Raw genomic sequence first — 13119 nt, forward strand, 5'->3', positions numbered from 1 at the left:
TTTCTAAAAGTCTGAACGACTTCAAAGCGAGAACTACAGTCCCAAAAACAACATCCAAAAACAAAAACAGGATGGAATTGATACTTGAGTTTCTTGAAAGAGAGTAACCCGAACTATACAAAGTCTGATGGGGAACTCATGCAGCGGGCGCTGGATATCGCCACCGCGAAACTTGGTATTACCGATGAAACCAAACATGAGCGGACCTCATTGATCCGGTTTGTTCGTGCAGCCTTCATTATCGGCAATCGCGATGCTGAAGCCATTGCGAATTTCGCTGTAGATGCAATTCTTATCAGACGTAAAAACTCACGTCTGTGAAGCTGCGTTCCTAGTCGGGTTGATCGGGTGGGCAAGGCCAGTCGGCCGGTGCGGTCAGCCCTTGTGGCAGCTTGGTCGCGCTGTCACCGCATGCCAGATCAAGCTGCATCTGCTGCAGCCCCTTGGACGATGAAAGATCCAGCCCTTCTATTCGGGTACGAAACATGAATGCTTTATCGAAGTTTAGCGTTCCTTCGGTCGTCGCCCCCGTCAGGTCAGCGCGAGAAAGATTGGCCAGAGCGAAATTGACACCTGAAAGATTGGCTTTCTGGAAAATGGCGCGCCCAAGCTCGGCCTTGGCCAGATTGGCCGATGATAAATCCGCTTGCGTGAAATTTGCACGCTGCAACTCCGAATTGACAAACGTGGCATTGGCAGCGGAAAGCTTGGTGAAATTCGAACGATAGGCTTCAATACGATTGAAGTTGGTTTTCGTAGCAAGTGCATCGGCAAGCGAGGCACGTATCAGCGTGGCCTTTTCAAAATTGGCAGCATTCACATTGGCCGTGCTCAGATCAGTGCTGCTAAAATCGGTTCCCGAAAGGTTTGCACCCTCAAGATTGCTTCCAGGAATGATGATGCTGCGTTTATTGCATTCGCTCCAGTCAAGGCCGGGCTTCGCCATGCTTCCACATTGCGCGGCAATGGCGTTGCCGCCCAGCATCGTCAAGACGGCAAGCGTTGCCAAAAAATGGCGCGTAATCCGCAGATTGGTGACAAGAACACGCATTTCAATCGCTCCCATGACCTGTTTTAGCCAGTCATTCTATTTTAGTAGCTCTGTGCGTGGCAGAATAACAGTGCCAATGGCAAAAAAGGCCGAGCAACCAGTGCCGGACCTTCTCACGATCTGGAATTACCTTAACTCTTTGCAGTTCCTACAGAAAATGGTCGGAGTGGCCGGATTCGAACCGACGACCCCTTGACCCCCAGTCAAGTGCGCTACCGGGCTGCGCTACACTCCGCCATTGCGGAAACCCCTAGAATACTGGGCATTCTATAGCAATAGGCAAAATTGAAGAAATGGAACAAACTGCACACAAAAGCACGTCGTGGTAATGATTCGCACCAAAAGTCCCACGAAGAATCCCACGGATGTTCTTCGGATGTTCCGCCGTCATCGGCCCGAAACCAGCAACTCAACGTCCTTCGAGCCGCACTTCGAGCATTTAAGTTTAGCGATCAGACGTTGGATATCAGCACTGTTGGATATTGCTGACGAATCGATTTCGGCTTCATGCCCACAACTATTGCAATGAGCTGACAGGCTTTGATTCCTGCCAATAATTCGTCGCGGCCCTCTTAGACGAAATACACCCATCACATTTCAACCGGTCGCCAGACCATCACCTTTTTGTTTGATCGGTCCCGACACACTTCATATGCCATTACATCGGTTGCCCTTGCATCACAGCGGGAACACCGGAACGGCAATTGCTCCAAAGGCGTCTCAGGGTTGCATATCAAGGCAACATCACGGGCAAAGAAAGTCGTCTCCTTTTCGCAAGCGCGGCAGCACACGAGCAAAAACATGCCGTGCCGAGCCGCTTGACCCAATCTTTTAATGGTGGTTGTCATGAGAACAGAATGAGAACATAATGCCAAACCGTCAAGTTCAATGATGACGCAGGACACAATGAAAATACGATGGAAACCTACCTGCATTGCTAAGATCGTGCGACCGGATGACTTCTACGCCTATGTTTACGGCGTCGGTATCGGTCGCATTTATAAAGCTACCATGTCGGACCGAAAGAATGTTTGGAGTTGGGGGTTTGTTGTCGGACATCCGCCCTTCTCGCGGAATGGCAACGGCTATGAACTGGGCCAGCAAGCTGCCGCCGACAGAATTGAAGAGTGGTATAAGCTGTATATCACCACACCGCCCGACCAAGGCGGCGGCATGGGGCTTGAACCTGAAGAATACCCGCCCGATGCATCATCGCAAAATCTTGGCTGGTTGAAGAAGAATAAGCCTGATGCCTTCTGGAAGCGGATTGAGGATATCAGGGCGGGCAGAGTTGACCGGAACTACAATCGATGGATTCATGACAAAACGCCACTGGAGGCGTTGACCGAGGAAGACTATGTGTAACCTCTATAAAATATCCACTGGTTTCGATGCGGTCCGCAATCTCTTCAACGGGATCGGCAACCGGACAAACATCACCGATTTCAACCACGATATTTATCCAGACTATCCAGCGCCTGTGGCGCGAAAGGATGAAAGCGGCGGGCTGGAAGTCTCCATGCTCCGTTGGGGCATGCCAACGCCACCATCAGTGATGAAAGGCACCGTGGATTATGGTGTGACAAACGTAAGGAACGTGAAGTCACCGCATTGGCGGCGTTGGCTGGGGCCTGAAAGCCGATGCATCGTTCCGGCAACGAGCTTTTCCGAATATGGTCAGGTGCGCGATCCGGTTACCAAGCGCCTGCCCTTGCATTGGTTTGCTCTTAGTGAGGATCAGCCAATGTTTTGCTTTGCCGGACTGTGGACGCCTTGGCGTGGCATCAGGAAGGCGAAGGAAGGTCAGATCGATGTGGAGGTCTTTGGGTTCCTCACAACGGACGCGAATGGTGTCGTTAAGCCGATCCATCCTAAAGCGATGCCAGTTATTCTCAGAACACCGGAAGAAATTGACATTTGGCTGAATGGTCCAACACGGGAAGCATTGCAGCTACAACGGCCATTGCCAGATTCAAACCTGATTGTACTGCCACAAGAGCAAAAGCCCACTGTTGATCCAATACCAACGCCGGAGCCATTGATTGAAGATGAGCCGCGATTGCTATGATGATCGTTGTTCCCAAACGGAATGGGCCGTATCCAGAGCGTGAGATTGATTGTCAGATGGCCGTGGAAGATGCAGTTCTCGCCATAGTCGAAGGCGCTCATCTTGCAGGCTGGGGCAAAGCAGAAGTGCTTGCCGCAATTATTGACGTGGCTGACAACACGTCCCTTGCGCTTGACGTGAGTGTAGCTCAGTCAATCAATATCCATTTATCGAAATTAATGAAGAAACCCGATGTCTGAAATACCGCCCTCACTCAAGCCTGAATATCCGACGCACATGGAAGCACCACAGAAGATTGTGGAACATTGGTGCGATCATCCGGGATGCAAGGCGTGGGGCAGCTTTGGGTTTACGGGCCGCTACGGGATTAGCTGGTATTGTGGAGAGCATAAGGGCGAAGGGAAGGTCTGATCCCAATCACCTTCCTTGTATCTCTCTGAACGTCTGGCACTTATTTTCCATCAATAGCCCTTGTGCAATGCACGTCCTGATTGTGCCAGTCCGGCTGTCTAGAATAAATGCCGCGTCCCCACCTAGACTGCCAGCGCTATATCTTCCGTTTTGCTGCATTTGCCAAAGTGCTGCGACCGCGAGGATTGCCATAACTGCCATGATAATGCGAAAAATGGTTTGCTGCATGATTGCCCCCACATTTGAGTAACGGGACCCAATGATCGCGTCAAGTTAGGAACTAATTCGCAATGGGAGAGTTTCAAACGCCATGGAAGACCAACCCTTTAAAGAAGTGACCGTGATGACGCGCCATGTCGGCAAATTGCGGGTGATCACGTCGATCGTCCAGGCGGCAGAGTACATCCTGCGGGAATGGCCGGGAGATTCCACCGAACGACTGGATGTTGCTTCGCACGCGCTTGTAAAGGCTTACGATGGAGAAATATCGTCCGACACTGCCCGCGCTGCTTTCATAGAAGCTGCCAAGGAAGCTGATATCTACATCGAGGCTGCAGGCCGTCCGGTATCAACAGGCAAGCTGGAGAAGTGGCGCAAGGGCAAGATGCGGTGTGGGGCTTGAACGGTAGAAACCTAGTCATTAGAATAGGCTAATTTTCGTCACAGTGTTTAGGTATTTAAGACTTTGTAGTGATGCCGTGTGACATAAATGTCATTTCGCTCTTGCCAGAATGTGTGATACGCATTCAAATACAGTGCTTAACGCATTAGTCGGGGGCTACGTTCATCATTCATCAATTCGCATTTGTTAAGAAGAACGGAACGATCTTCATTCCGTTGCGTTGAAAACTTGTGCGTAGTGTTCATATATAGATGATGATCCAACAGGAGTAGAAAAATGAGTGCATTAAAAAAGCGGGATGACCATTCAATGGACGACTCCCTCTATAGCGCTCGCCGTTATCCTGAGGAAGCATATGAATCCGTCGACGATGTGACCGAACAGGCTGTGAAGCGCATGCGTGAGAAGGCTGCGCCTCGTATTAATTCCGAAGAGTGGGTTAAGATCGACGGTTTCGGCATTGGTCGCTCCTAATTGGGTGGTCACGCAGCCATCGGCGTTTGATATCGTCACATGCTTCTTTCCGGAGAGTGACCCCAAGCCCGATGGTTGCCTCAAGCTGAGACCAACACTAATTCTAGAAGTCTTAAAGGGTAAAACGAGCGGCGAGTACGCTTGTAAAGTGGCGTATGGAACCCGGCATTTAAAAATTACTCAACGTTTGCGTTTAGATTTAATTGTACAGAACGCAGAAACACTTGACCGATTTGGATTGCCGCAGGCCACACGGTTCGATCTCGACAACATTCTAACGCTGCCTTGGAATGAAGATTTCTTCGGATGCTGGAAGGGGTACAGTTCTCCTTATCTGGGCAGCCTGACAGACTTTTACGTCAAAGAGGTTGCGTACTGTCTAATGCAGAGATTGTCAGAGTAGTTATACCAAAAAAGCGCCGCCCCATCCCGAAGGATAGAGCGGCGCAACGTTTCATCCGGCAAGTTCGACAAAGCGCGGGTCGATAATTGTTCCTTTTATAGGGGTAAGTTTTTCGCCTGCAAAGGGAAGTAAAAGCTCCAATTGATCCTTATTCTTCTGCTTGCGGTTTGGTTTCACTGGGCGCTCAGGAACGGGTAGCGGAGGCATTTTCGGCATACGACCCAATAACATATCTTCAATGGTGACGATTTGTATTCTAGGAATTCTGCCATGTGCAGATTTTTCGATAAATCCGGCATCCGCTGCCTCTCTAAGCATTGCGGATGTGGGTTCGGCTAAGGAAATCAATATCCCCATCTCTGCAGTTTCGCGCTCTATGACGCCTCTAAGATCGCGCACCATGAGAGCCCCAACATTCTCGCCACCTTTCACAGAAATGATGATCCTGCCGTCTCCGTATGGGCCGTTTTTGAATAATATGTTGCCGTCGATTCCCCGGTCCGCTCCTTTTTTTTCCTCTCGGTAGGTTTGCGCGCCCAATCGCCAAGCAGCCCACCATTGGAATTGGTGCTTATCGCGACGCGCAAGATCGCGAGCTCCGGCCAAATCGGTAGGTCTGCCGTGGACAGTGTACTGCGCAGCTGGGTGATTGGAACGAAGACGAGCTTCTATTAAAGTAACGGCGTAGTGAGTAACATCTATTCCTATCCAATTACGCTTCATCTGTTCTGCAGCCTCAATCGTTGTTCCGCAACCGCAGAACGGGTCCAAGATAACATCTCCTTCGTTTGAGGATGCTGCAATAATACGTTCCATAAGAGCGACAGGTTTCTGGGTTGGGTAACCCAAACGTTCTTTGGCCTGCGAATTAATCGGTGGAATATCCGTTATGATGTCTTGAACCGGTTGACCGTGCGGTAGGTAAAGCTTGAACTCTGGAACACCCAAACTTCCGTCTCGCTTTTCGGGAAAACGAATGAAATCGGTCTGATACAAAAGTTCCAATTGCTCGTGCAAACCATTTGGTATGGTATGCCCTTCTTCCTCCAGTGCCTGGAGAGCTCTTTTCGGAACCGCCCAGTGTCTGCCGGCAAGAGTCGGGTTATACCCTCGCCAAAGTTGACCAGAAGCACCGTTTGTCGTTCCCGGACCAGTCAAAACGACAAGACGATATCTACCTCTGACATCTTGATATCTGTATTTCCCATCAACATAGGTGTCGGAATACGCTTGTAGGGGTCTTGTCCACGTGAATTCATCGCCTTTGGAGTAGAAAAGTATCGAGTCGTGGACATCACCCCAGCGCTTCGAACCACCGTGAGCGTATGTTCGCTTCCAGATAACTTCATTACGGAAATTCTCAGGACCAAAAATAGAGTCGAGCAGAGTCTTTAGATAATGGCTGGCTTTGGGGTCACAGTGTAAATAGAGGGAACCCGTGGGTTTGAGAACTTCGCGAAGTTCTATCAATCGAGCGCTCATCATGGCCAAATACGCCATCATAGCATTTTGTCCAATCCACGATTTCAACCCCCGCAATGCAAGGGCAACATCGCCCGAGGATTTCATAACGTCATCATATGCTTCAGCAGCATGCTCACCCCAGCTCCATGTATCTCTAAATGCTTCTGCTTGCGCCTCAGACTCTCCACGTCCGTCTTCCTTGAAGAGGACATTGTAATTCGCGTTCGAGTTAAACGGAGGATCAAGATAAACAAGATCAACAGTTTCCGCTTTGATGCGCTCTCTTAATACGTGTAAGTTGTCGCCGAAGAAAAGCTTGTTCATTCCCACCCCCATGAAAGCCGTTAAAGTATTCGACGAATTGGTTAATAAATAATCTTAGCTTTACTGAAGTACAGAATGTATTGCCTGCCGTCGGTCGCACTCAGCCGCCCGGACTGGCTGTTCTACGGTCACGCTCTATTCGCTCCAGCCGATCCAACACACGCAAAAGCTCGGCGTCGCGTGCTATCCAGACTCATTGCCCGCATATCTTTGATTTTGTTCGATCGTGCGACGCAATCCGTGCTTACGTGCCATATGTTGGATCATCTTCATTGTCGCAAACGGGAACTCTTCGAGAAGCGTCTGCCATGACGAGTTTGGGAAAAGCTGGCGCAAACGGCTGATCTCCTCGTCTGTCCAATGATGTCTCGAAGTGGAAAGGCCCAGCCGTCGACATTGAACACGAATTGCAGAACGTGAGCGGCCCGGAAGCTTAGCTGCTAAAATTGTATAGTTCGGATAAAATCGATGGCAGATTTGCATCTCTGCCTTCGACCAATAAATTATTTCCTTCTGGGATTGCACGTCAGTTTGACCTTGCCAATTCATATCTCAAGACATCACACCACGCTTTAAATTGCAATTTGTCAGATTTGCCTGCCATTATTTAGGAACCATGGCCCTCGGGGCTTGTGTGCTATCCACATACCTTGCTACGCGGTCAATATTGATTGCCATGTTCTGCAGCGTGACTTCCATACGGGTCATGCGATCCCGAACGTCACCATTCTGGGTTTCCAGCCGCTCAATCCGGGTTTCGAGCTTGGTAACATCAATCCTTGTGCGGTCTACACCTTCTCGGATAACTGCATATGAGAGGGTAATACCCACAACTACCGTTAGAATCGTGAGGATGTTTCCCAAGCTCATTTTCATATCTATGCTCATTCCCATCATCTGCCGGTCAGTCATTTCCAGCATCCTCGTCTTGCGCCATTCTGATCATTGCCTTCGATGCGCTCTGCACCGGGGCGGTCCAGCTGGATAACTGCGACCGTGGCCGCTGCATTAAGGTTTGCTTTTCGGAATCCCGCGCAAGGGTTCGCAGGATTCGACCCGCATCCCGCGAGAACGAAGAGACTGAACACAAAAGTCGTAATCACTGAGGTTTTGTACTTTCGCATCGCTATCGATCCTTTCGCGCTCTGCTTTGATGTCTGATTGCAATCGCTCGATGGCGACTTCCTGACGGCCTTCATGTTTGCCGTAGAGATAGACGGGGCCAGAGGCGAGAAGCACGCCGAGCGCTACCCCTGCCCCGATCTGGATGTAGCTGAGAGGCCCAATCATGACTTGATTGCCTCCGCCGTCGCGTGCTGCTTCCGTCGATCCTGGTGGCGAGCATACAGGCCATAGCCAATGGCGGCAGCAGCAACTGCCACAACGATAACAATGAGGTTCTGCCAAGGAATGCCGCCGAACTTCTCTACAAGCGTTCCAGCGCCGGTAATGCCGCCACCAGTAAGGATAGGCACAACAACCTCTCTCGATTGATACCAAGGCTTCTCCGAATTACCGAGTTTGACGGGAACCCTCTCTACTTCAACCACTGGAGCCGCTTGAATGGCCCTCGACTGTTCCGGCTTGGCTGTCAACGCAACGAGGGCCTTGTGCAGCGCTCCGCGTGTAATCGGGCCTGATCCTGTCTTGTAATCGATCTTGGCGTCTTTCTGGAATTGGACCAGCTCATTGACGCCATACCCGAGCAGAACCAGTGCTGCGCGATCATAATACACCAACACATCGGCATAGCCGTTTAGCCCGCCGTTGATGACCCTGCGAAGGTTCTCGGGATCATTTCTGTCCGCATAGCGGTTGCAGTCGTTTACATCCCAGAACCAGACGGTTGCAAGAAAGCTCCATGGGTTTTCAGTGATCGCATCGGGTTCGGCCACGAAGTCCGGCGCGTCTGCAAAAATGCCGCGAACCCATTTGGTGAACGCAGAGTAGTTAGACTTGCCCGTTAGCTGCTTGGGAGTTCTGCCACGGTAGAGCCAGCCGTCGCCCGGCTTGGTGTTACCCATACGATTGCCATAGACCTTGTTCGCCAGCTTTTCAGGATTGCGAACATAGGGCTGACAATCAGCCACAGATTTGAACCGAGGATTCTTTCTGGAGCCTTTGAACACATCATAGATGCGCTGTGCGTTCGTATAGTTCAGGTTCTCGGTCTGGCGCGTGAAACCGCCGCTTTCCAGCGCGACATTGGCGAGGTAGTGCGCCATCCGGTGCGGTTGGTCGATGCCGAACCTGTCGCCATGGGTGTTGATCCCATCAACGATCAGAGCAACGATATTTGCATTCGGATTCGACATAGCGATCCGACGCAGCATTTCTGCTGTCAGTTTCATGATGATTTCCTTGTTGTGGATTAGCGGCGCACGAAGCGCAGCAGCAGAAGGCGAACAATCACGTTCGCCAGTCAACGCTTCATAGTGACCTCGATAGAGCTATTTAATCGCCCATAGCTTGTTGCCAGCGATCAGGGATAATTCGGTTGCGAACCGATCTGGTCTGGATGACAGGTATTCGTCCATCTGCTGAAAGCGATTAAACTCTCCATGTATATAAGGAGAGAACTGCTGGCGGACTTGCTTCAATAATTCGTTTGCTTCGGGAGAGGCTGCAAACATTCTGTATATTTCGAAAGACGATTTTGGCTCGCCGGTTTCGTCCAGTGATCGCCACATCGTGATGAACTTGTTGATAAGCGCCAAACTCGCATCCGGCTTTGTCGTGGCCTTAGATGGCGTAATTGACAGAGCGAACTGTTTCGCTGCTGTCATTATCTCCCCATGTCTATTCGTCGATGGGAGAATATGCGCACGATTTACCGTTATGGCACCCATTGCCACCGAGATTGGAAACTGCACCAATCCATCAAACTGAAGAAAGACATGAGTGGCAGTATCGATCCTCACAATCACGCAACACTGATTCTCTGCCGGGTCCGGAACAGGGTCTTTCCATCGCGTTGCTTTGGCGGTTAATTGAACAAATTGCCTCGTGGAAAGGATATCTGCCTCACTGACAATAACTTTTGACACCATCTTTACTGGCTTAAGCCCGTTGTTAACAGCGTCAAACTCCGTCATTTCTTTACCGTTTCTTAATGATTACAAGGACTTGGCGTTAACAAGTGGTTAAATGTGGCCATTTTCGTGATAAAATGGCAACACCAAGGCATCAAGCGCTACTCAAACATGACTTGGTGATTGCTGTATCCGATAAAATTGGATTAAACAGTGTTGGTCCACAAGACATTACGTTGAAACTTTGACTGGAGGTCAAAATGAACATTAAGAGCCTACTTCTCGGCTCCGCTGCAGCTCTCGTTGCAGTATCCGGCGCACGCGCTGCAGACGCAGTTGTTGTTGCAGAACCAGAACCAGTCGAATACGTTCGCGTTTGCGACACATACGGCGCTGGCTTCTTCTACATCCCAGGCACCGAAACCTGCTTGAAGATCAGCGGTTACGTTCGTTACGACGCAATTGCTGGCGACGATCCATACAACGGCTACGAGCTGGACACATGGGCAAAGCAGGCACGTGCTGCTCTCCGTTTCGACGCTCGCAGCGAAACTGAACTTGGCACATTGCGTTCGTACATCGAAGCTCGCTTCGATCACAAGGCATACGGCGGCAATGATAGCTCGCGTGATGGCCTGTTTGATGGCGAAGAGCTGGACAGCTACTACGGCAACGGCGGTTATATCTCACACGCTTTCATCGAACTCGGTGGTTTCCGCGTGGGTGTTTCCGACTCGCAGTATGAAACATGGACCAATGCAGCTGGTAACGTAATCTCTGATGACGTTATCGATTATGCTGGCGGCCGTACAAACCAGATGAGCTATACCTTTGCTGGCGGCAACGGTTTCTCTGCTATGGTCGGTTTGGACCAGGGTGACTCTTCTCACCTGATCGAAGACTACATGCCGCATGTTGTTGCTGGTGTGAAGTTCGAACAGGCTTGGGGCGGAGTTTCGCTGGTTGGTGGCTACGACTCAGTGGTTGAAGAATTCGCTGGCAAGCTGCGTTTGGACGTAAAGTTCACAGATACAGTTTCCGGTTTCGTCATGGGTGGTTATCAGTCTGACGATAAGGTCGACAACTACTACGGTGCATGGAACGGCGACTACGCAATCTGGGGCGGTCTGTCTGCCAAGGTTTCCGAGAAGGCAACTGTCAACGCACAGGCTGCTTACGAAGAACAGGGCACATTCGCTGCTGCTTTGAACGTGAACTACGAAATCGTACCAGGCTTCGTAATCACACCAGAAGTAAACTACGCTTCGTTTGACGAAGATCGTAGCGGTGGAGACGATGCTTTCACAGGTATCGTACGTTTCCAGCGTAACTTCTAATCCTTTACTGGATTTAGGTTGAAAGATCAGAGGGCTTCGGTCCTCTGATTTTTTTTGACTTTCTCTCAATTTCGCGTAATGCTTGATTGTGTCTTCAGCAGCGTAGAAGGACTGCGCTACTGGTCGTGATGAGATCTCCAGTCACATCACATTGACAAAAACGGTGGGCTTAACGGCTCACCGTTTTTCTTTACAACGAAGCAGCACCCACGAAAAACTCATCAACTTGCTCTTCCGTAAAGCCGAGACCCGAAAAACCCTGCTGGAGCATTTCATCGGTGCGCAGAAACGTACTGCTGTCGGCATAGGCTGCCTGAGTGCGAACGTCCTGAGTGGCAACCCATGCCTCTACCTGTTCAAGCAAACCCGCATCAATGAGCGCGAGGCGGAACTGGCGGCGGGACAGCCGATCCGGAATGATTGGTTCTGGCACTGGCGGCTCAAAGGTAACGATTTTGCCATTCTGCCACTTGCGGAGGCCGTTGTACTCTACAAGTTCCATCCATTCGCCTTCGGAAATCGCGATAGCATCGGCAGGAATGTTATCCAGGCCATGCAAAGCTTCATCATAGAAGGCAATGGCAAACCCATTTTCATCGATCTTTGCAAATTTGCTCATGATCACCACCCAATCGCTATATAATTAGTTCTCAAATTCTGTGCAGGAGTAACGTTGGTGGCGAATGTTACATTTGTGGTGCTTATCGAATAAGTTGTGTATCCTTGACCGCGCGCCGCTGTCGTTCCCCATTCAGCATTTTGCCCTACGGCAATAACCGCCGCAGTTGGAAAAGTCGTCGGTAAAGGATATGTAACCAACGTCGAAGCCTGCGACATTGCAACCTGATTAGCCCATTGAATAATCAGTCCACTCGGTAATTGCACCCAACCATTCTGGCTTAAAACTCCACCACCAATTTCGGTCCAAGCACCAAATGTGCCGTTTGTCCAATTTCGAGTAAAAATTCTTGAAGAGTCCCGCTGATAGTATATTTGCCGACCAAAATTTGCGGTTTGCCGCATCATGACTATGAAGCCGGAATTGGCTATCGGAATGTTAAGCGACGAACCGCCAACAAGAAACGTGCCGTTTTCAAGAATAAGGTTCGCGTTAGCGTTCGGGTTGTCAGAAGTAATCCTATTTACACCAGCCGGTAGCTGGGCGTCAGGTATAGCACCTAATGTCGTGTACGCCGCCGCTGCGCTGGCATCATCCAGCAAGGTTCGCGCAAAGGGCGACAAATCGGTCAGGCCCATTGTATCAGCGCCGGTGAAGAACGGCAGTTTGTTTGCAGCGCCGGTTAATGCAGACAGTGCCGCAACGCTGGGCTGAGACAACATCTTGCGGACCTGTCCGAGAAGGGCAGAGTATCGCGAGCTGTCGGCCTGATAGCGAATGTAATAATTCGCGCTTGCAGTCAGCGTCACGCCACGCCAGTTGTCCTTGAGCGTGATCGATGTATCGCTGTTGACAGTATCAATGCGCGCAGGCGGATATCCATCGCTGCCGAACATATCACCGGGAAGCAATCCGTAGGTTGTCCAGAATGTTCCGACACCGGTAACGGTCTTTGTTCCGGCAGTGACCGATACGGTGCCGCCGGTTACATCAGGATTTTCGGCCATCAGTTTGCCTTTCCAGCCTTACCATCAGCCTCGGAAGGCTTTGATGCGGTAAGCTTCGCGATTTCCTCACGAACCTCTTCCACACCCTTCTCAGCCACTTCCAAGCGTTCAGTTAGTTGCTTGTTCATGTCGACAAGATCAGCATTCTTCTTTTGCTCGCGACGAAGTGCACCACGAAGGCCAACAGTTCTGGCCTCATAATATGCTTTGAGCGCCATCAACTCTTCAGCATGGTCGATTGCCTGAATTTCCGGTTCGGATGGGGTCATTGTTTCCGCTATAGCTTCGAAGGCACCAGGTTCTGTGG

At 50.5% G+C, this 13119-nt stretch carries 17 protein-coding genes and 1 tRNA gene; 8 read left to right on the plus strand and 10 right to left on the minus strand.

The window, feature by feature from the left end; translation table 11 throughout:
- Positions 1 to 84: 84 nt before the first annotated feature.
- A complete protein-coding gene (locus ACYJL1_RS12745; protein WP_460895725.1) occupies positions 85 to 321 on the plus strand; it encodes a hypothetical protein in 237 nt (78 codons plus the stop codon).
- A 10-nt stretch (positions 322 to 331) separates the two neighbouring features.
- Here the strand turns inward: ACYJL1_RS12745 and ACYJL1_RS12750 are convergent, their stop codons facing one another.
- Positions 332 to 985, minus strand: a complete 654-nt coding sequence (locus tag ACYJL1_RS12750; protein WP_460898035.1) for a pentapeptide repeat-containing protein — start codon at positions 983 to 985, stop codon at positions 332 to 334.
- 224 nt (positions 986 to 1209) lie between these two features.
- Positions 1210 to 1286, minus strand: a tRNA-Pro gene (locus ACYJL1_RS12755).
- A gap of 671 nt (positions 1287 to 1957) precedes the next feature.
- On the opposite strand from ACYJL1_RS12755, the gene ACYJL1_RS12760 reads away from it, so the two are divergent.
- The 6 genes from ACYJL1_RS12760 to ACYJL1_RS12785 all read left to right on the plus strand — a co-directional run bounded on the left by ACYJL1_RS12760 (position 1958) and on the right by ACYJL1_RS12785 (position 4626).
- A complete protein-coding gene (locus ACYJL1_RS12760) occupies positions 1958 to 2416 on the plus strand; it encodes a hypothetical protein (protein ID WP_460895726.1) in 459 nt (152 codons plus the stop codon).
- The gene (locus tag ACYJL1_RS12765) at positions 2409 to 3119 is read left to right on the plus strand and encodes an SOS response-associated peptidase (protein ID WP_460895727.1); all 711 of its coding nucleotides are present in this window, start codon (positions 2409 to 2411) and stop codon (positions 3117 to 3119) included. Before ACYJL1_RS12760 ends, ACYJL1_RS12765 begins: the two co-directional genes overlap by 8 nt.
- On the plus strand, positions 3116 to 3358 hold the full coding sequence (locus tag ACYJL1_RS12770; protein WP_460895728.1) for a hypothetical protein: 243 nt from the start codon (positions 3116 to 3118) through the stop codon (positions 3356 to 3358). The genes ACYJL1_RS12765 and ACYJL1_RS12770 overlap by 4 nt, the downstream gene beginning before the upstream one ends.
- Before the next feature lie 37 nt (positions 3359 to 3395).
- Entirely contained in the window at positions 3396 to 3530 is a 135-nt protein-coding gene (locus ACYJL1_RS12775; protein ID WP_460898036.1) for a hypothetical protein, read from the plus strand.
- Between the two features lie 310 nt (positions 3531 to 3840).
- A complete protein-coding gene (locus ACYJL1_RS12780; protein ID WP_460895729.1) occupies positions 3841 to 4152 on the plus strand; it encodes a DUF982 domain-containing protein in 312 nt (103 codons plus the stop codon).
- 276 nt (positions 4153 to 4428) lie between these two features.
- A complete protein-coding gene (locus ACYJL1_RS12785) occupies positions 4429 to 4626 on the plus strand; it encodes a hypothetical protein (protein WP_460895730.1) in 198 nt (65 codons plus the stop codon).
- A 454-nt stretch (positions 4627 to 5080) separates the two neighbouring features.
- Here ACYJL1_RS12785 and ACYJL1_RS12790 read toward each other — a convergent pair whose 3' ends face one another.
- The 5 genes from ACYJL1_RS12790 to ACYJL1_RS12810 all read right to left on the minus strand — a co-directional run bounded on the left by ACYJL1_RS12790 (position 5081) and on the right by ACYJL1_RS12810 (position 9912).
- Entirely contained in the window at positions 5081 to 6817 is a 1737-nt protein-coding gene (locus ACYJL1_RS12790; protein WP_460895731.1) for a DNA methyltransferase, read from the minus strand.
- Between the two features lie 603 nt (positions 6818 to 7420).
- Positions 7421 to 7729: a hypothetical protein gene (locus tag ACYJL1_RS12795; protein WP_460895732.1), complete on the minus strand. Its 309-nt coding sequence runs from the start codon at positions 7727 to 7729 to the stop codon at positions 7421 to 7423.
- A 96-nt stretch (positions 7730 to 7825) separates the two neighbouring features.
- Positions 7826 to 8107, minus strand: coding sequence for a hypothetical protein (locus ACYJL1_RS12800; RefSeq protein ID WP_460895733.1), 282 nt, complete (start codon positions 8105 to 8107; stop codon positions 7826 to 7828).
- A complete protein-coding gene (locus ACYJL1_RS12805; protein WP_460895734.1) occupies positions 8104 to 9168 on the minus strand; it encodes a glycoside hydrolase family 19 protein in 1065 nt (354 codons plus the stop codon). The genes ACYJL1_RS12800 and ACYJL1_RS12805 overlap by 4 nt, the downstream gene beginning before the upstream one ends.
- A 99-nt stretch (positions 9169 to 9267) precedes the next feature.
- Entirely contained in the window at positions 9268 to 9912 is a 645-nt protein-coding gene (locus ACYJL1_RS12810; RefSeq protein WP_460895735.1) for a hypothetical protein, read from the minus strand.
- A 197-nt stretch (positions 9913 to 10109) separates the two neighbouring features.
- Between ACYJL1_RS12810 and ACYJL1_RS12815 the strand changes: the two genes are divergently transcribed.
- Complete coding sequence (locus ACYJL1_RS12815) at positions 10110 to 11186, plus strand: porin (protein ID WP_460895736.1); 1077 nt, start codon at positions 10110 to 10112, stop codon at positions 11184 to 11186.
- 190 nt (positions 11187 to 11376) lie between these two features.
- On the opposite strand, the gene ACYJL1_RS12820 is transcribed toward ACYJL1_RS12815, so the two are convergent.
- The 3 genes from ACYJL1_RS12820 to ACYJL1_RS12830 form a co-directional block, all read right to left on the minus strand.
- On the minus strand, positions 11377 to 11805 hold the full coding sequence (locus ACYJL1_RS12820) for a hypothetical protein (protein WP_460895737.1): 429 nt from the start codon (positions 11803 to 11805) through the stop codon (positions 11377 to 11379).
- 2 nt (positions 11806 to 11807) lie between these two features.
- Positions 11808 to 12716 carry a pyocin knob domain-containing protein gene (locus tag ACYJL1_RS12825; RefSeq protein ID WP_460895738.1) on the minus strand — a complete coding sequence of 303 codons (909 nt, stop codon included), beginning with the start codon at positions 12714 to 12716 and terminating at the stop codon, positions 11808 to 11810.
- 95 nt (positions 12717 to 12811) lie between these two features.
- Positions 12812 to 13081 (minus strand): hypothetical protein, encoded by a 270-nt coding sequence (locus ACYJL1_RS12830; RefSeq protein ID WP_460895739.1) that lies wholly within the window; start codon positions 13079 to 13081, stop codon positions 12812 to 12814.
- Between the last annotated feature and the right edge of the window lie 38 nt (positions 13082 to 13119).

It is taken from the genome of Phyllobacterium sp. K27 (assembly GCF_054796155.1).

Bases quoted from the DNA above. Each gene is read 5' to 3' on its own strand.
- ACYJL1_RS12820 (WP_460895737.1), bottom strand. From the start codon at position 11,805: ATGAGCAAATTTGCAAAGATCGATGAAAATGGGTTTGCCATTGCCTTC.
- ACYJL1_RS12765 (WP_460895727.1), top strand. From the start codon at position 2,409: ATGTGTAACCTCTATAAAATATCCACTGGTTTCGATGCGGTCCGCAAT.
- ACYJL1_RS12785 (WP_460895730.1), top strand. From the start codon at position 4,429: ATGAGTGCATTAAAAAAGCGGGATGACCATTCAATGGACGACTCCCTC.
- ACYJL1_RS12790 (WP_460895731.1), bottom strand. From the start codon at position 6,817: ATGAACAAGCTTTTCTTCGGCGACAACTTACACGTATTAAGAGAGCGC.
- ACYJL1_RS12770 (WP_460895728.1), top strand. From the start codon at position 3,116: ATGATGATCGTTGTTCCCAAACGGAATGGGCCGTATCCAGAGCGTGAG.
- ACYJL1_RS12830 (WP_460895739.1), bottom strand. From the start codon at position 13,081: ATGACCCCATCCGAACCGGAAATTCAGGCAATCGACCATGCTGAAGAG.
- ACYJL1_RS12800 (WP_460895733.1), bottom strand. From the start codon at position 8,107: ATGATTGGGCCTCTCAGCTACATCCAGATCGGGGCAGGGGTAGCGCTC.
- ACYJL1_RS12750 (WP_460898035.1), bottom strand. From the start codon at position 985: ATGCTGGGCGGCAACGCCATTGCCGCGCAATGTGGAAGCATGGCGAAG.
- ACYJL1_RS12805 (WP_460895734.1), bottom strand. From the start codon at position 9,168: ATGAAACTGACAGCAGAAATGCTGCGTCGGATCGCTATGTCGAATCCG.
- ACYJL1_RS12780 (WP_460895729.1), top strand. From the start codon at position 3,841: ATGGAAGACCAACCCTTTAAAGAAGTGACCGTGATGACGCGCCATGTC.
- ACYJL1_RS12775 (WP_460898036.1), top strand. From the start codon at position 3,396: ATGGAAGCACCACAGAAGATTGTGGAACATTGGTGCGATCATCCGGGA.
- ACYJL1_RS12795 (WP_460895732.1), bottom strand. From the start codon at position 7,729: ATGACTGACCGGCAGATGATGGGAATGAGCATAGATATGAAAATGAGC.
- ACYJL1_RS12810 (WP_460895735.1), bottom strand. From the start codon at position 9,912: ATGACGGAGTTTGACGCTGTTAACAACGGGCTTAAGCCAGTAAAGATG.
- ACYJL1_RS12760 (WP_460895726.1), top strand. From the start codon at position 1,958: ATGAAAATACGATGGAAACCTACCTGCATTGCTAAGATCGTGCGACCG.
- ACYJL1_RS12815 (WP_460895736.1), top strand. From the start codon at position 10,110: ATGAACATTAAGAGCCTACTTCTCGGCTCCGCTGCAGCTCTCGTTGCA.